A 16,651-nucleotide genomic window follows, 5' to 3' on the forward strand; every position below is an offset into this window, starting at 1 on the left:
AGACTGGCTGCGGCGAGCCGGTTGGCTCGCCGCCCGCGCCACGCTTTACAGCGTGCGCGCCACCTCGGTGATTTCATACACTTCGAGCTGGTCGCCTTCCTGAACGTCGTTGAAGTTCTTGATCGACAGACCGCACTCGAAGCCTTGCTTGACTTCCTTGACGTCGTCCTTGAAGCGCTTGAGCGAATCGAGCTCGCCGGTATGGATGACCACGTTGTTGCGCAGCACCCGCACCAGGGCGGTGCGCTTGACCAGGCCATCGGTAACCATACAACCGGCCACCGCACCGATCTTCGGCACGCGGAATACCTGGCGCACCTCGACCGTACCCAGCGTGACTTCGCGCTTTTCCGGCGCCAGCATGCCCGACATCGCCGCCTTGATCTCGTCTACCGCATCGTAAATGATGTTGTAGTAGCGGATATCGATGCCGTTGTTCTCGGCCAGCTTGCGCGCGCCAGCGTCGGCACGCACGTTGAAGCCGATGATGACCGCCTTCGAGGCGGTGGCCAGGTTGACGTCCGACTCCGAGATGCCGCCCACGCCGCCGTGCACGATCTGTACGCGCACTTCGTCGGTGGAGAGCTTCTGCAGCGATTGCACCAGCGCTTCCTGCGAACCCTGAACGTCGGCCTTGACGATCAATGGCAGCGTCTGCACTTCGCCTTCGCTCATCTGCTCCAGCATGGTTTCCAGCTTGGCCGCCTGCTGCTTGGCCAGCTTGACGTCGCGGAACTTGCCCTGGCGGAACAGCGCGATTTCGCGCGCCTTGCGCTCGTCGGGCAGTACCAGCACTTCTTCGCCGGCGGCCGGGACTTCGGACAGGCCCTGGATCTCGACCGGAATCGAGGGGCCCGCGTCCTTGGTCGGCTTGCCGGTTTCGTCCAGCATGGCGCGGACACGGCCGTATGCGCTGCCAGCCAGCACCACGTCGCCACGCTTGAGCGTGCCGCTGGTGACCAGGATGGTCGCGATCGGGCCCTTGCCCTTGTCCAGCTGGGCTTCCACCACCAGGCCCTTGGCCGGGGCGTCCACCGGTGCCTTCAGCTCCAGCACTTCGGCCTGCAGCAGCACTTGCTCCAGCAGGTCGTCGATGCCGGTGCCGGTCTTGGCGGATACCGGTACGAACGGCGAATCACCGCCGTATTCTTCCGGCAGCACCTGCTCGGCCACCAGTTCCTGCTTGACGCGGTCCGGGTTGGCTTCGGGCTTGTCGATCTTGTTGATCGCCACCACGATGGGCACGCCCGCCGCCTTGGCGTGGGCGATGGCTTCCTTCGTCTGCGGCATCACGCCGTCGTCGGCCGCCACCACCAGGATGACGATGTCGGTTGCCTTGGCACCGCGGGCACGCATGGCCGTGAAGGCCTCGTGACCCGGGGTGTCCAGGAAGGTGATCACGCCGCGCTCGGTTTCCACATGGTAGGCACCGATATGCTGCGTGATACCGCCGGCTTCGCCCGCCGCCACCTTGGCACGGCGGATGTAGTCCAGCAGCGAGGTCTTGCCGTGGTCGACGTGACCCATCACCGTCACGACCGGCGGACGCGGCAGCAGTTCGGCGTCGGTGTGCTCTTCGCCACCCACCACCAGCAGTGCTTCCGGATCGTCCAGCTTGGCGGCAAACGCCTTGTGGCCCATTTCTTCCACCACGATCATGGCGGTTTCCTGGTCCAGCACCTGGTTGATGGTCACCATCTGGCCGAGCTTCATCATCTGCTTGATGACCTCGGATGCCTTGACCGCCATCTTGTGCGCGAGATCCGCCACCGAGATGGTTTCCGGCACGTGCACTTCACGCACCACCGGTTCCGTCGGCGCCTGGAAATTGGTGCCGCGATCGTCCTGCTGATGACGGTTGCCACGGCCGCGCGGACCACCGCGCCAGCCGCCGACGCCACCCGACGAATCGCCGCGGGTCTTCAGGCCGCTGCCCTTCTTCTTCGAGCCTTCGTCCTGCCAGGTCGAGGAAGTACCGGCCTTCACTACCTTGCCGGTCTTCTTGTCGACCGTGGTGGTAGCGGTGGCAGTGGTGGTAGCGGGCTTCTTCTCGTCCTTCTTGACTTCGGTGCCCGGCGCCTTGACCGGCTTGTGCAGCGTGCCGGTCTGCTCGGCCTTCTTCTCTTCGGCCTTGCGTTCCGAAGGCGCCTTGAGCACGCGCGCCGGCGCATTCAGCATCTGCTGGATGGCGCGGGCTTCGGCTTCGGCGGCTTCGCGGCGCTTGCGGGCGGCGTCCTGCTCGGCACGCGCCTTGTCGGCAGCCTGCTTGGCTTCGTCGGCAGCCTTCTGCGCGGCGGCGCGCTCGGCCGCCAGGCGAGCCTTGTCGTCCTCGGCCTTCTTGCGCGAATCGTCGTCTTCGGGCGCAGCGGCGGTAGCGGCGGCACGCAGGGCGGCAGCCTCCTCTTCCGCCTTGCGGGCGGCGAGTTCGGCCTGGCGGCGCTCTTCCGCCTCCAGTGCTTCCTGCTTGGCGCGGCGCTCGGCTTCTTCGCGTTCGGCGGCTTCATGACGCGCCTTCAGCTCGGCTTCCTGGCGTGCCAGCATTTCGGCCTGTTGACGCTCTTCCGCTTCCTGGCGTGCCTGTTCGGCGGCATCGACCTGAACCTCGACCACTTCCTGGCCGTCGGCGGCGCCGTCCGGCGTGGCCTCGTCGCGCTTGATCAGGACACGCTTCTTGCGCACCTCGACCTGCACCGTGCGAGTCTTGCCGGTGGAATCAGCCTGGCGGATCTCGGAGGTCTCACGCTTGGTCAACGTGATCTTCTTGCGCGCGCTGTCATCGGCCGCCCCGTGCGAACGCTTGAGGTAATCCAGCAATTTGGTCTTGTCGGATTCGGTGATGATGTCTTCAGGCGTCACCTTGCCCACCCCAGCTGCCTGCAATTGTTCCAGCAGGGCAGCTGCGCTGCGGCTCAGTTCTGCGGCCAGTTGGGCAACTGTTGTGCTTGCCATTCAAACCCTTTCAATGCTCGGTTTATACGTCGGGACAGTTGTGTGTGGAATGCGCGCTCAAGTAGCCTCAACCAGCGTTACATGAGCGTGTCCCTCAGTTAAACCAATGTTCCCGTGCTTTCATGATCAGCGCGCGGGCTTCTTCCTCGCCCAGACCAACCATGTCGACAAGTTCGTCGACGGCCAGTTCGGCCAGTTCGTCACGCGTGTGGATATTGCCTTCGGCCAGCTTGCCGATCAGTTCCGGGGTCAGGCCGTCGAGCGAGCGCAGATCCTGCGACACCTCTTCCACCTTCTCTTCCCGGGCCAGTTCCATCGTCAAGAGCGCATCGCGTGCGCGGTTGCGCAGCTCGTTGACGGTATCTTCATCGAAGGCATCGATCTCCAACATCTCGCTGATGGGCACATAGGCCACTTCTTCCAGCGTGGAGAATCCTTCGTCGATCAAGATGTCAGCCACTTCTTCGTCCACGTCCAGCTTGGCCATGAACAACTTGCGCACCACGTCGCTTTCCTCGGCCTGCTTCTGCGCCGATTCTTCCTGCGTCATGATGTTGATCTGCCAGCCGGTCAGCTCGGACGCCAGGCGTACGTTCTGGCCGCTGCGGCCGATGGCGACGGCGAGATTTTCCTCGTCGACCACCACGTCCATGCTGTGCTTTTCCTCGTCGACCACGATCGACTGTACCTGTGCCGGCGCCAGCGCGCCAATCACGAACTGCGCCGGGTCTTCCGACCACAGCACGATGTCAACCGCCTCGCCGCCGATCTCGTTGCGCACCGCGGTCACCCGCGTGCCGCGCACACCGACGCAGGTACCGATCGGATCGATACGCTTGTCATGGGCCACCACGGCGATCTTGGCGCGCACGCCCGGGTCGCGGGCGGCAGCCTTGATCTCCAGCAGGCCCTGCTCCATTTCCGGCACTTCATTCTCGAAGAGCTTGATCAGGAACTCGGGCGCGGTGCGCGACAGCTCGATCTGCGGTCCGCGTGCGGTGCGATCCACATTCAGGATATAAGCGCGCACACGGTCGCCGGTGCGCAGGTTTTCCTTGGGGATGATCTGGTCGCGGGCCAGCAGCGCTTCCACGCGGCCGGACTCGACGATCAGGCCCTTCTTGTCGGCGCGCTTGACCGTGCCGGTCATGACCTTTTCGCCACGATCCAGGTAATCATTGAGGATCTGCTCGCGCTCGGCGTCGCGGATCTTCTGCAGGATCACCTGCTTGGCGGCCTGCGCGCCGATACGGCCGAACTCGACCGACTCGATCTGCTCTTCGATGTACTCGTCCAGCTGGATGTCCGGATTCTGCTCGCGTGCCTCGAACATGAGGATTTGCTTGTCCGGCTCCTGCAGGCCCTGCTCATCGGGGACCACAAGCCAGCGGCGGAACGTCTCGTGCTCACCGGACTCGCGATCGATGGCAACGCGGATATCCACGTCTTCCTCGAAACGCTTCTTGGTTGCCGAAGCGAGTGCCGCTTCCAGCGCACCGAATACCACATCCTTGTCGACGTTCTTCTCACGCGCAAGCGCATCGACGAGCAACAGAACTTCGCGGCTCATTGCTTGTTCCCTTTTTTCTGATTTCCTTTGAAGTCGATCACCGGCACCAGGCGTGCGCGATCGACATCGGATATGGTGAATTCCAGCAGTGCCGTGCCGTTTTGTCCTTCGAACTCGAGGCCGATCTGCTCCGCCCCCGGCTCACCGGCGGGCGCCTGCAGAATGCCGACGAAATTCTTCTGTCCGTTGACCGGGAGACGCAGGGTGACCCTGGCTTCCTGGCCCGCGAAGCGGACGTAGTCAGCCAGTTTCTTGAGCGGCCGGTCCAGCCCCGGCGAGGACACTTCGAGGCGCTCGTAGTCGATGTTCTCGACGGTCAGCACGTGGGTAAGCTGTCGGCTTACCTTCTCGCAATCCTCAATGACGATGCCGGTTTCAGGCTGATCGATGTAGACGCGCATGAGTCCGCCCGGAGCGCGCTCGAGCTCAACCAGCTCGTACCCCATGCCGTTCAGGGTGGTTTCGATCAAATCTGCCAGATGCACTGTATTCCCGAATAATGGCCATCAATACCGTGGCAGACCCAGCCCACCGGCACGGCCGTCTGAGTTGACGGCTTGCAGCCTGCTTGCCTGCCAGCCATCCCGACCGGCGCGCCGTGAAACAACGGCAAACACACGAAACGGACGAAGCAAAAAAAAATGGGCGCAATGCCCATCATTCGCCCACCCTTTTGCAGGATGACTTTTGAATAGACTTTGATTATACGCTGAAACGGTGCGAAAGGCAAAGACAGCCGGGTGAACCCGAACAGGAAAGCGGCGCACGCCGCTCTTGCCCCCGTCCGGCGGCCACCCTGGCCATCCCGCCCCGCATCGCGTCAGCGGTTGCCGTCGCGGCCGCCGCCGCGAGGGCGGCGATTGCCACCCGGCTTTCCTGCCTGCGGCATCACATTGCCGTTGACCTCGCCGCCACCGCGACGCGGGCCGCGGCCCTGGCCACCGCCCATGCCACCCATCCCACCCATGGGACCCATGGGTCCGCTCATGCCGCGGCCGCCACGGCCACCGCCACGCCCCTGGCCGCCGGGACCACGCGGGGAACCCGCCGCGCCGCCGCCAAGCTTGGTGGTATGCGAAGTCAGCAGGGTCGGGCCGCCGATATATCCCATCGAGGTCTGCATCGGGTCAGGCTGGCCACGGCCGGCGCCACTGCCGCGTGGGCCGCTGCCGCGGTTGATGCGCGGCAGGCCATCCATGCCCGTCACCATCGGCATGCCAGCGATGGCTGCCTCGGTGCGCTGCTTGCGCCCACCCACCTTGCTGCCGCCCTTGGGACCGCTGTCGCCCTTGGAGGGCGCCTTCAGGCCGATGGAAGCCATCAGCGCGCGCACATCGTCGGCTTCGAGTTCCTGCCAGCGGCCGCGCTTGAGGCCGCGCGGCAGCAGGAACTGGCCATAGCGGGTGCGGATCAGGCGCGACACGGTCAGGCCGACCGCCTCGAACATGCGGCGCACCTCGCGGTTGCGGCCTTCGGTCAGGGCCACGTGGTACCAGTGGTTGATCCCCTCGCCGCCGCCGTCGGCGATGCGCAGGAAATTTGCCTCGCCATCGTCGAGCTTGATGCCATGCAGCAGGCGCTGGCGATCGGCCTCGGCCAGCTCGCCCAGCGTACGCACGGCGTATTCACGCTCCACGCCATAGCGCGGATGCATGAACTTGTTGGCGATATCGCCCGAGGACGTGAAAATCAGCAAGCCCTCGGTGTTGAAGTCGAGCCGGCCCACGGCGACCCACTTCCCTGCCTTGATGCGCGGCAGGCTGTCGAAAACCGTCGGACGGCCTTCCGGATCCGACTGGCTGACGATCTCGCCGGACGGCTTGTGGTAAAGCAGCACGCGCGGCGGCTTGGTCGAGACACGGCGGTGGATCAGCTTGCCGTTGACGCGGACCTGGTCCGCCGGCAGGATACGCTGGCCGATATGGGCCGGCAGGCCGTTGACCGACACGCGCCCTTGCAGGATCAGCTCTTCCATTTCCCGGCGCGAACCCAGGCCGCCTTCGGCGAGCACCTTGTGCAGCTTGGGGGCATCGTCATCCGCCGACAGCTCCCGCACCGGCTTGGCCTTGACGTGCGAAGCACCGCTATCCTCCTGGTCATACTGGCCGGAGATGACAAAGCGGAACAGGTCTTCGCCGCCGGCCGCGGGGCTGGCAGACACCTTCTCGGACGCACCCGGAGCCTGGCGCTGCGCGCCGCCCTTGCCCTTGCCACCCTTGCCAGCCTGGCGCGCACCGCCCTGCTGCCCTTCCGCGCCATGGCGCCGGCCGGCGCCTTGCGGCTGCTGACCGGACTGGCCTTGCTGCGGCTTGCGCTTGCGTGCCCCGTTGGGATTGGCGCGCGCGCCATCTCGCTGGCGCTCGCCGGCAGCTTCACCGGCAACCTCGCCCCCGCCCTCGGCGGCGGCACCGCCAGCCGCGCGGCGGCCACGCGGCGCGGGACGCTCGCCCTGCGGCTCGCCGGCCTGCGGGGACTCGCCGTCGGCCGGCTTGCGCTTGCCACGGGTACGCCCCTTCCTCGCGCCGTCGCCGCGCCCGGCCTGTGCGTCCGCCGTGGCGCCAGCCTCCTGGCCGCCCGGGGCGCCCACCTCATCGTCCGCGGCACGCCCGCCGTCGCGGTCCTGCGCGGCCTGGCGGCGCGTGGCTACCAGGTTGCGCAACCCGCGGCGCAGGCCCTTGCGGCGCGGTGCGCCTTCGGTGCCGGCACCGCCCTCGGCGGCATTGCCGGCGTCGCCGGCCGGCGTATCCGCCTGGCGGACGTCTTGATCAACAGAATCGGACAAGGTATTCACATTCGGATGTTGCATGGTGTTCAGTTGGACACGCGCTCGTCGTGCTCGCTGGGGTGCGCCGGATTCGCCTGGGACGAAGCCGGGACTTCGGACTCCTGCTCGCCGGAGGCCACTTGCATGTGGTAACCGTTAGCGGGCACTTCCGTTTGCTCATCTGTTTCGCCGTCGATGACGGTTTCCTCGGCGGCCGCGCCATCAAGGCGTTCGCCGGAGGATGCGGTGGACTCCGGCTCATTCACCGGCCCGGGAGTCGGCGGCACTTCAATCCCGGCCGCTGGCACAACCTCGGCCGGCGCCGGGACTTCATCCCGATCCGCGGCTTCGGCGGCATCATCGACCGCCGGGGCTTCCAGATCGTCGAATGCGACCGCGAAGGGCTGCTTCGATTCGGCGGCTGGCGCATCGACAGGGGCCGTGCCCGCATCGCCTGCGTCGTCTTGGTCGTTTGCCGCACCCAAGCCGATCCCCGCATCGCCCTGTGCAGCGGTTTCGGCAGCGCCGGGCTCTTCCTGCTCGATCGCCGGGGCTGCATTCACGCTGTCGGTGCCGGCCTCGGGTTGTTCCAGCCCGGCTTGCGCGAACGCTTCTTCGTCACTGCCGGCCGGTGCGTCGGGCACGCCACCCAGAGACTCGAAATCGATGGCCTCCTGGTTCAGCAGCGCGACCTGCGCCTGCGCCTGCGGATCTTCCAGCGGCGGCAGCTCATCGAGCGTACGCAGGCCAAGATCATCGAGGAAGGTCTTGGTCGTGGCGTACAGCGCCGGCCGGCCCGGTACGTCGCGGTGGCCGATCACTTCGATCCAGCTGCGGTCCTCCAGCTTCTTGACAACCTCGGTGCTGACCGTGACACCGCGGATTTCCTCGATATCGCCCCGGGTGACCGGCTGCCGGTAGGCAATGATCGCCAGCGTCTCCATCACCGCGCGGGAATACTTGGGCGGTTTTTCGGGATTCAGCCGGTCCAGGTATTCGCGCATGGCCGGGCGGCTCTGGAAACGCCAGCCACTGGCCAGCGCCACGAGTTCCACGCCCCGTTGCTCCCAGTCGCGGCGCAGCTCTTCGAGCAGCACCCGAATGGTGTCGGCACCGACATCGTCGGTAAACAGCCGGCGCAAGTCATTGACGCGCAAGGGTTCCTGCGCACAGATCAGCGCGGTCTCGAGGACGATCTTCGCCTCTTGGGTATTCATGTTGATTGCGTGCAGCCTGTCTTTGCACCTGCGCCCCGGACAAGCCCGGGCGCACTGGAGATTGCGGGTTCAGCGGTAGGGTGCCACCGCCATCTGACCGCGCAGCCAACCGCATGCTTGATGCATGCCGGTTGTGCGCTTTCCTTATTGCATCGGGTGCCGGACCTGGCCGGCAGGAGATCGCCCGGCCACCGGCTTTACCTGCCGGTCGACGGAGCCCTTGCGTCGCGCCTTCCCCCTGATGTGGCGGACCTGTCCGGCGCAAAATGCATCGCTCCGGGTGCAAGAAAAATATGGATATCGGCCCTGCTGGCCTATTTCACCCCGCCCTGCCGTGGCTGGTCTTTTGAACCGAATCTTTTGAACCGGACGGCGGAAGGGGAACGGTACCTGGCGCTAATACCTGCCCGGAAGTTCCTGGCAAGCATCCCTGCGAGCGAATGCTGCCTGACGATGCCACGATGAAATACGCTGCGCGATATCGCTGTTCTTGCGATTGTATGGCATTCCCGGGCAAACCTGCAACCGATTCGCACGGGTGGATGACTAGCGAGGTGCCGGCTACAACACTATGCAAGATATCAGAACACCAGGCAGAAGCCATGTGCGGCCAGGGACTCAGGCAATAGCAGCGCCCGCGCCACCCCGGCCACGCCGAAGGCGGCCACCGCCAGGCCGGCCCCGGTACGCACCACGGGCCGGCGCGACAACTGGCGGAGATAGCCGGAAAGTCCAGAGATCACCAGCAGGTTGGGCAAGGTGCCAAGACCGAATACGCTCATCACAAGTGCGCCAGACGGCGCATTTCCAGCCAGCAGCGCCATGGCGAGGGCGCCGTAGACCATACCACACGGCACCAGCCCCCAGGCCAGGCCCATGCCGTAGCGGCGCAGCAATCGCCCTTGCGGCAGGGCCGCCGCCGGCAGGCGCGCCGCGACACCGGAAACACCGCGCAGCAGACCGCCGGCACCACGTGCGGCCAGCCGTTCCAGCCATGCGGCGCCCACGCTGCGCCCGCGCAGCATCCACAGGCCCGACAACACCAGCATGACGCTGCCGATACCGAACAGCCACCGCTGCAGCGGCAGGTATTGGGCCTTCCAGACGCCCGCGCCGAGGGCGCCCAGCAAGGCGCCCAGCACCGCATACATGCTGAGCCGGCCGGCATGCATGACCAGCAACTCGAGCAACCAGTGGCCCGGACGCCGAAGGATGGTGGCAGGCACGCGCGCCACCCCGCCCTGCTCTGCTGCCAGTGCAATCCCGCCACACATGGCCGCGCAATGCACTCCACCCAGCAAAGCCAGGGTAAATACGCTGAAAAGCACGCCTATGGTCAACTTCCCCTCCCAATCGCATCACGTGGCGCGGTAAAATGCGCCCAACGCGCCCCCGCAGCTTCAAGAGGCGCTATCGACATAAGGCCAGGCGCCCGCGGCGACGCGCAATCGCCACCAATGACGGCGGGCAAGGCACGGCGCAAGCCGGACAGACTCGCGCGCCAGGCTTATGCTGATAGTGCTTCCAACCGACAGCTATCAACGTCAAGCTTTCAATCCATACGCTCGCCACACCGGGCTGGATTGACTGCGCTAAACCGACAGGCCCCAATTGCTCACATCCATTCCCATATCCGAGATGTCGCCCCGCTGCTCCACTTGCTCGCTGGGCCAGCTCTGCCTGCCCGTTGGCATGTCGCAGCAGGACCTCGAAAAAATGGATTCGCTGGTGCAGGAACGCGTGCGCGTACGCAAGGGCGAGACCCTGTACCGCCTTGGCGATCCGCTCACCGCCGTCTACGCGATCCGCTTCGGCACGCTCAAGACCCATCTGACGATGGAGGACGGCCGTTCGCAGATTACAGGCTTCCATCTCCCCGGCGAAGTCGTCGGGCTCGACGGCCTGGGCGAAATGCAACATGCCTCGGATGCGACCGCGCTCGAGGATACCGAAGTCTGCGTAGTGCGCTTCGGCGACCTCCAGTCGCTCTCCGGCGTCCTGCCGTCCCTGCAGCATCAGTTCATGCGGCTGATGAGCAAGGAAATCTCGCAGGACCAGGTCATGCTGATCACGCTCGGCTCGATGCGCGCCGAAGAGCGGCTTGCCGCCTTCCTGATCAACCTGTCCGAACGGCTTTCCGCGCGCGGCTACTCCGCTTCCGAGTTCGTGCTGCGCATGAGCCGCGAGGAAATCGGCAGCTATCTGGGGCTCAAGCTCGAGACCGTCAGCCGCCTGTTCTCCCGCTTTGCGGAGGCCGGGCTGATCCAGATCCGCCAGCGCCACGTCAAACTGGTCGACATGGCTGGCATCAAGCAGATCGTCAACAAATCCTGCTAGCGCGGCCGGCAGGCACTGCCCGGCCGGAGCCGTGAGGTTCCTGCGGCCCGCGCTCCCGCATTGCCGGCACCGACTGCCCCGGCGGCCGTCCTTCCCACGCCGCACCGCCGGGCCTGCGCGGACGCGTCCCTGCGCCGGCGGGTTCGCCGCGATGCCACGCCCTCTCGCCTGAGCCGGGAAGGCGCGCATTGCGTTCACTCCAGCTCGTCTGTCTCTGCCAGGCGCGTGGGCATGGTGTACAGCGTCAGGCCGCTCGACAGCGAACAAAGCAGCCACGCGACCAGGAAGCCCACCGTATAGACGGCCTCCCGCGACGCTTCCACCGGCTGCCCGAAGAACCGCAGGTCACCGGGGTCGACCATGGAAAACACCAGCGCGGTCGTCAATCCGGCAACCAGGAAGGCGGGCCATAGCACCCACATCAGCCAGCGTAGTCTCATGGTCACCTCGCCTGGACCGCGGCGGGTACTGCCTGCCGTGCGGCAACGCCGGTCTTTTCAACCACCAGCCCGTGCCGCGACACGCCTTCGACAATGGGCTGATCCGGATGCGACATCGCCAGCCAGATGGTAACGCCGCAGGCCACCATCGCCAGCAATGGCCCGCTCATCAGCAGCCATGGCCAGGGCTCCTTCCACCAGGGATTGCTTTGTTGCATCATCTGGCCTCCTCTATATTGGGTCATATTCCTTGCGTCCGGCGACCGGGCCCAGGCCCGATCCTCCGGTCTCCCTGTCTTCCGGCCGCCTCGCCGGTTTGCTGCATCAAAGATTGCGCGGCACGATAAAGCTGGTGCTCTGCCGGATCTCGGCGCCGCTCCTTCCCTCGGCCTCATTGCCAGCCGCGGTCACGGTCACCTCGATCTTGTGCGTACCCTGGCCCGCGGATTCGATCGGCACACGCACGCGAACCGGAATCAGCCGGTTGGAGGTCGGCGCCAGGTCGTCTGCACTGTGGTCATACTCCACGGCGATTCCCTTCAACTCGTCGCTATTCGCGCGGATGGCGACGCGCATCGGCGCTTCGGTCGTATTGATCAGCTGCAGGCGGTACACGTTCTCGATCCAGCGGCCTTCCACTTCGCGGCCAAGCGCGCCGCGGTCGCGAATAATGTCGACCTTCAGCGGCGTGCGCATGGCCAGCGACACCACGAAGCCGCCCACCAGTGCCAGCCAGATCACCGAGTAGACCACGGTGCGCGGCCGGATCAGGCGTTTGCGCGCCACGGTTGCCGACAGCGCGCGGCGCATGGCGTTCTCGGACGTGTAGCGGATCAGCCCGCGCGGATACGACATCTTGTCCATCACCTGGTCGCAGGCGTCGATGCAGGCGCCGCAGCCGATGCAGTCGTACTGCAGGCCATCGCGAATATCGATCCCGGTGGGGCATACCTGCACGCAGATGCTGCAGTTCACGCAAGAGCCCAGCCCCGCGGCCGTGGGATCGGCCTTGCGCGAGCGGCTGCCGCGCGGCTCGCCGCGGCCTACGTCATACGTCACCACATAGGTGTCGCGATCCACCATCACGCTCTGGAAGCGAGCGTATGGACACATGTACTTGCACACCTGCTCGCGCATGAAGCCGGCGTTGCCCCAGGTGCAGAAGGCGTAGAACAGCATCCAGAACGTCTGCCAGGGGCCCAGCGACAGGCTCAGCACCTCGCCGCCCAGTTCGCGGATGGGCGAGAAGTAACCGACGAAGGTAAAGCCCGTCCAAAGCGCGATCAGTATCCAGAGCGAATGCTTGGTCGCTTTCAGCCGTAGCTTGCGCGCGCTCCAGGGATCGCCGTCCAGGCGGATGCGGGCAAAGCGGTCGCCTTCCACATGCCGCTCGATCCACATGAAAATCTCGGTGTAGACCGTCTGCGGACAGGCATAGCCGCAGAACAAGCGTCCCGCGATCGCCGTAAACAGGAACAGCGAGAGCGCGGAGATCACCAGCAGCACCGCCAGGTAGATCACGTCCTGCGGCCACAGCACCAGGCCGAAGATATAGAACTTGCGCGCCCCGAGATCGAACAGCATGGCCTGGCGCCCGTTCCAGTTCAGCCACGGCATGCCATAGAAGAACAGCTGGGTCAGCAGCACCAGCCAGACGCGCCACCGCGAGAACGCCCCCGTCACCGAGCGCGGATAGATCTTGCGCCGGACTTCGTACAGGGTTTCGTCCGAGGTTTCCGCGTCTGCCACGGGCGCGGCGCGCTTGCGCTGCGGCGCCTGGGCGGCCGCAGTCCTGACAAGCGGTTCCGGTTCAGGCGCGTTCATGGGCGCTCACCCTGGCCGGCGCGCATGAAGATCCGGCAAGCGATGGCGCGGCTCATTTCCCGCCTCCCGCATCCGTGCCGCTGCCGCTGTTGGAGAGGCCCCATACATAGGCGGTCAGCATGCGGATGCGCTCCGGCGTGAGGATTTCCTCGTGCGCCGGCATGTGGTTGTTATGGCCTTTCAGGATGGCGTCGACGATGGTCGCCTCCGAACTGCCGTACAGCCACACATTGTCGGACAGATTGGGCGCGCCGAGCGCCTGGTTGCCCTTGCCCGTGGATCCATGGCAGGCAGCGCAGGTGGTCTTGAACGTGCCCTCGCCGCGCGACGCACGGATCGGGTCGGAAGCCAGGCCCGACAGGGACCGCACATACTGCGCCACGTCGCCGGCCAGCTTGGCGTCGATGGTCGAAGCGAACGACGGCATCACCCCATTGCGCCCCTTGGTGATGGTCTGGGTGATGGTGGCGGGGTCTCCGCCGTACAGCCAGTCGCCATCGGTCAGGTTGGGAAAGCCGCGGCCGCCGTGCGCATCGGAGCCATGGCATTGCGCGCAGTAGTTGAGGAACAGGCGCTGCCCGATCTCGCGCGCGCCCGGATCCGCCGCCACCTGCTTGATGTCCATCTGCATGTACTTGCCATAGACCTCGCGCTGCACCTGCTCGGCCGCCTTGCGGTGCGCTTCCAGTTCAACTCGGCTGGAGGTCTTGAGCGCTCCGGCATAGGAACCCAGGCCGGGATACAGCGCCAGGTAGGCCAGGCCGAAGATGCACGCCAGCAGGAACATCCACATCCACCAGCGCGGCAGCGGATTGTTCAACTCGCGCAGATCGCCGTCCCACACGTGGCCGGTGTCTTCGGTGGCGCCGGCGACCTTGGCCACCTTGCGCTGGGAGAACAGCAGCCACACGCACCATACGATGCCGACCAGCGCGATGGCGGCAATGTAGTAACTCCAGAAATCCGTGAAGAAGTCGCTCATGACTCAGTGTTCCTGCTTGGTATGGTTTGCGCTGCCTGCATGGCGGCGCCCGTCGCGGCTCACCGCCAACGGCTCGTCGGGCAAGGCGAAAGGCAGCATCGCCGATTCCTGGTTAGCGGGCTGGCGGCCGGCCGACCAGGCCCACCAGCAGATTGCAATGAAGACAACCAGCGAAATCACGGTGGAGAATGCAGTGATCATTGCCATCGCTTACTCCTTGGCCGGCTCGGCCGTGGCCTGGGCGGCGGCGGCGGTATCCACACGCACGTTGCGCTTGGTGATGCCAAGTTCCTGCAGGTACGCCACCAGCGCGTCTTCTTCGGTCTTGTTGGCCAGCGCGGCGGGAGCCTGCTCGATCTCGGCATCCGTATAGGGCACGCCCAGGCGTCTTAGCGCACGCATGCGGTCGCCGATATCGTTGGTCGGCAGCACGGCCTTCTCGAGCCACGGATAAGACGGCATCACCGACTCGGGCACCACGTCGCGCGGATTGCGCAGGTGGATGCGCTGCCAGTCGTCGGAGTAGCGGCCGCCCACGCGCGCCAGGTCGGGCCCGGTACGCTTGGAACCCCACAGGAAGGGGTGGTCGTAGACCGATTCGCCGGCCGTCGAGTAGTGGCCATAGCGTTCGACATCGCCCTGCAGCGTGCGCACCTGCTGCGAATGGCAGCCCACGCAGCCCTCGCGGATATAGATATCGCGGCCCATCAGGCGCAGCGGCGAATACGGCTTGATCCCCGCATCGGGCTCCGTGGTGGAGTGCTGGAAGAACAGCGGCACGATCTGGACCAGCCCGGCGATGCTGACCACCAGGATGGTGCACACGATCAGCCAGCCGATGTTCTTCTCCAGGGTCTCGTGCGTAAAGAAGCTTCTTTTTTCGGACATCGTTTCTATCCCGGAATGATCAATGGGCGGAGGCGGCGACGCCGGTCGGAATCGGCGCGTCCACGGCGGGCTTGCCGATGATGGTCCGGGCCACGTTGTAGGCCATCAGCAGCATGCCGGAGAGGAAGCACAGGCCACCCAGCAAGCGGATCAGGTAGAACGGATACTTGGCCTTGACGGCTTCCACGAAGGCGTAGGTGAGCGTGCCGTCGGGCTGCGTGGCGCGCCACATCAGGCCTTCCATCACGCCAGCGATCCACATCGAGGCGATATACAGCACCACGCCGATGGTGGCGATCCAGAAGTGCAGCTCGATCAGCCGCACGCTGTACATCTCCTTCTCGCCGAAGAGCCGCGGAATCAGGTAGTAGAGCGAGCCGATCGAGATCATCGCGACCCAGCCCAGCGCGCCGGAGTGCACGTGGCCGATGGTCCAGTCCGTGTAGTGCGAGAGCGCGTTGACGGTCTTGATCGACATCATCGAGCCTTCGAAGGTCGCCATGCCGTAGAAGGACAGCGCCACCACCAGGAACTTGAGGATGGGATCGGTGCGCAGCTTGTGCCAGGCGCCCGACAAGGTCATGATGCCGTTGATCATGCCGCCCCACGAAGGCGCCAGCAGGATCAGCGAGAACACCATGCCGAGCGATTGCGCCCAGTCGGGCAGCGAGGTGTATTGCAGGTGGTGGGGACCGGCCCACATATAGGTGAAGTTGAGCGCCCAGAAGTGAACGATCGACAGGCGGTAGGAATAGATCGGGCGGCCGGCCTGCTTGGGGATGAAGTAGTACATCATGCCCAGGAAGCTGGTGGTCAGGAAGAAACCCACCGCGTTATGCCCGTACCACCACTGCACCATGGCGTCCTGCACGCCGGCATAGGCCGAGTAGGACTTCCACATCGACACCGGCATCTCGACGTTGTTGACGATATGCAGGATGGCGATGGTCAGGATGTAAGCGCCGAAGAACCAGTTGGCCACGTAGATATGGCGGGTCTTGCGCTTCATGATGGTGCCGAAGAACACGATCGCGTAGGCCACCCAGACCAGCGTGATCAGGATGTCGATCGGCCATTCGAGTTCGGCGTACTCCTTCGAGCTGGTGAAGCCCATCGGCAGCGTGATGGCCGCGGCGACGATCACCAGTTGCCAGCCCCAGAACGTGAACGCGGCCAGCGGGCCGCAGAACAGCCGGGCCTGGCAGGTACGCTGCACGATGTAGTACGACGTGGCGAACAGCGCACTGCCGCCGAAGGCGAAGATGACCGCATTGGTATGCAGCGGACGCAGGCGCCCGAAGGACAGCCACGGCGTGTTGAAATTAAGTTCAGGCCAGATCAGCTGTGCTGCGAGCAGCACGCCTACGGCCATACCGACGATCCCCCACACTACCGTCATGACGGCAAATTGCCGCACGACCCCGTAATTGAAGGTGTCGGCGCGAGAATACGCGGCGGTGACAGCCATTCAGACCCCCAGATTGGATAAACAACAAGACAAGATGGAATGGTGTCACTGTAGGAAAAGCAGGCGCGGACCGTCTTGATCTGTATCAATCGCTCCGGAATGCATGGGAACTCTTGTGTCAGCGCGTCTCACATCCGCATAAACCGGGGCCGCATTGCGCGGAAAACGGCTAACCCTGCCGCGGCGCGCGGCCGGACAAACGCGGAAAAGGC

14 protein-coding genes are annotated in these 16,651 nt (G+C 65.1%); 1 reads left to right on the forward strand and 13 read right to left on the reverse strand.

Annotation, left to right across the window (positions count from 1 at the left end):
• Positions 1-45: 45 nt before the first annotated feature.
• From infB to AC3FOF_RS28475, 6 genes are all read right to left on the reverse strand, one after another.
• The gene (gene infB / locus AC3FOF_RS28450) at positions 46-2,949 is read right to left on the reverse strand and encodes a translation initiation factor IF-2 (protein ID WP_276269438.1); all 2,904 of its coding nucleotides are present in this window, start codon (positions 2,947-2,949) and stop codon (positions 46-48) included.
• Positions 2,950-3,043: 94 nt separating this feature from the next.
• The gene (nusA, locus tag AC3FOF_RS28455) at positions 3,044-4,519 is read right to left on the reverse strand and encodes a transcription termination factor NusA (protein WP_276269439.1); all 1,476 of its coding nucleotides are present in this window, start codon (positions 4,517-4,519) and stop codon (positions 3,044-3,046) included.
• On the reverse strand, positions 4,516-5,004 hold the full coding sequence (gene rimP / locus AC3FOF_RS28460) for a ribosome maturation factor RimP (RefSeq protein ID WP_017229859.1): 489 nt from the start codon (positions 5,002-5,004) through the stop codon (positions 4,516-4,518). Before rimP ends, nusA begins: the two co-directional genes overlap by 4 nt.
• A gap of 335 nt (positions 5,005-5,339) precedes the next feature.
• The gene (rluB, locus tag AC3FOF_RS28465; protein ID WP_276269440.1) at positions 5,340-7,325 is read right to left on the reverse strand and encodes a 23S rRNA pseudouridine(2605) synthase RluB; all 1,986 of its coding nucleotides are present in this window, start codon (positions 7,323-7,325) and stop codon (positions 5,340-5,342) included.
• 5 nt (positions 7,326-7,330) lie between these two features.
• Complete coding sequence (scpB, locus tag AC3FOF_RS28470) at positions 7,331-8,500, reverse strand: SMC-Scp complex subunit ScpB (protein WP_488728503.1); 1,170 nt, start codon at positions 8,498-8,500, stop codon at positions 7,331-7,333.
• Positions 8,501-9,081: 581 nt separating this feature from the next.
• The gene (locus tag AC3FOF_RS28475) at positions 9,082-9,840 is read right to left on the reverse strand and encodes a sulfite exporter TauE/SafE family protein (RefSeq protein WP_276269442.1); all 759 of its coding nucleotides are present in this window, start codon (positions 9,838-9,840) and stop codon (positions 9,082-9,084) included.
• Positions 9,841-10,111: 271 nt separating this feature from the next.
• Here AC3FOF_RS28475 and fnr point away from each other — a divergent pair, with 271 nt between their 5' ends.
• Complete coding sequence (gene fnr / locus AC3FOF_RS28480) at positions 10,112-10,837, forward strand: fumarate/nitrate reduction transcriptional regulator Fnr (protein ID WP_035816037.1); 726 nt, start codon at positions 10,112-10,114, stop codon at positions 10,835-10,837.
• A gap of 194 nt (positions 10,838-11,031) precedes the next feature.
• Here the strand turns inward: fnr and AC3FOF_RS28485 are convergent, their stop codons facing one another.
• The 7 genes from AC3FOF_RS28485 to ccoN all read right to left on the reverse strand — a co-directional run bounded on the left by AC3FOF_RS28485 (position 11,032) and on the right by ccoN (position 16,439).
• Positions 11,032-11,277 (reverse strand): hypothetical protein, encoded by a 246-nt coding sequence (locus AC3FOF_RS28485; RefSeq protein ID WP_035816036.1) that lies wholly within the window; start codon positions 11,275-11,277, stop codon positions 11,032-11,034.
• 2 nt (positions 11,278-11,279) lie between these two features.
• Positions 11,280-11,498: a FixH family protein gene (locus AC3FOF_RS28490; RefSeq protein WP_017229791.1), complete on the reverse strand. Its 219-nt coding sequence runs from the start codon at positions 11,496-11,498 to the stop codon at positions 11,280-11,282.
• A gap of 103 nt (positions 11,499-11,601) precedes the next feature.
• On the reverse strand, positions 11,602-13,101 hold the full coding sequence (gene ccoG, locus AC3FOF_RS28495) for a cytochrome c oxidase accessory protein CcoG (RefSeq protein ID WP_276269443.1): 1,500 nt from the start codon (positions 13,099-13,101) through the stop codon (positions 11,602-11,604).
• Positions 13,102-13,153: 52 nt separating this feature from the next.
• Entirely contained in the window at positions 13,154-14,083 is a 930-nt protein-coding gene (ccoP, locus tag AC3FOF_RS28500; RefSeq protein WP_017229789.1) for a cytochrome-c oxidase, cbb3-type subunit III, read from the reverse strand.
• 3 nt (positions 14,084-14,086) lie between these two features.
• Positions 14,087-14,290 carry a cbb3-type cytochrome oxidase subunit 3 gene (locus AC3FOF_RS28505; protein WP_017229788.1) on the reverse strand — a complete coding sequence of 68 codons (204 nt, stop codon included), beginning with the start codon at positions 14,288-14,290 and terminating at the stop codon, positions 14,087-14,089.
• A 3-nt stretch (positions 14,291-14,293) separates the two neighbouring features.
• The gene (gene ccoO / locus AC3FOF_RS28510; protein ID WP_488728504.1) at positions 14,294-14,971 is read right to left on the reverse strand and encodes a cytochrome-c oxidase, cbb3-type subunit II; all 678 of its coding nucleotides are present in this window, start codon (positions 14,969-14,971) and stop codon (positions 14,294-14,296) included.
• 19 nt (positions 14,972-14,990) lie between these two features.
• Positions 14,991-16,439 (reverse strand): cytochrome-c oxidase, cbb3-type subunit I, encoded by a 1,449-nt coding sequence (gene ccoN, locus AC3FOF_RS28515; RefSeq protein WP_017229786.1) that lies wholly within the window; start codon positions 16,437-16,439, stop codon positions 14,991-14,993.
• Positions 16,440-16,651: the final 212 nt, after the last annotated feature.

It is taken from the genome of Cupriavidus sp. 96C5-1, assembly GCF_057798855.1.

Excerpts from the sequence above, each read along its gene's own strand:
- AC3FOF_RS28490 (WP_017229791.1), bottom strand. The coding sequence starts at position 11,498 with ATGATGCAACAAAGCAATCCCTGGTGGAAGGAGCCCTGGCCATGGCTG.
- ccoG (WP_276269443.1), bottom strand. The coding sequence starts at position 13,101 with ATGAACGCGCCTGAACCGGAACCGCTTGTCAGGACTGCGGCCGCCCAG.
- ccoP (WP_017229789.1), bottom strand. The coding sequence starts at position 14,083 with ATGAGCGACTTCTTCACGGATTTCTGGAGTTACTACATTGCCGCCATC.
- ccoN (WP_017229786.1), bottom strand. The coding sequence starts at position 16,439 with ATGGCTGTCACCGCCGCGTATTCTCGCGCCGACACCTTCAATTACGGG.
- rluB (WP_276269440.1), bottom strand. The coding sequence starts at position 7,325 with ATGCAACATCCGAATGTGAATACCTTGTCCGATTCTGTTGATCAAGAC.
- AC3FOF_RS28485 (WP_035816036.1), bottom strand. The coding sequence starts at position 11,277 with ATGAGACTACGCTGGCTGATGTGGGTGCTATGGCCCGCCTTCCTGGTT.
- infB (WP_276269438.1), bottom strand. The coding sequence starts at position 2,949 with ATGGCAAGCACAACAGTTGCCCAACTGGCCGCAGAACTGAGCCGCAGC.
- ccoO (WP_488728504.1), bottom strand. The coding sequence starts at position 14,971 with ATGTCCGAAAAAAGAAGCTTCTTTACGCACGAGACCCTGGAGAAGAAC.
- scpB (WP_488728503.1), bottom strand. The coding sequence starts at position 8,500 with ATGAATACCCAAGAGGCGAAGATCGTCCTCGAGACCGCGCTGATCTGT.
- AC3FOF_RS28505 (WP_017229788.1), bottom strand. The coding sequence starts at position 14,290 with ATGGCAATGATCACTGCATTCTCCACCGTGATTTCGCTGGTTGTCTTC.
- nusA (WP_276269439.1), bottom strand. The coding sequence starts at position 4,519 with ATGAGCCGCGAAGTTCTGTTGCTCGTCGATGCGCTTGCGCGTGAGAAG.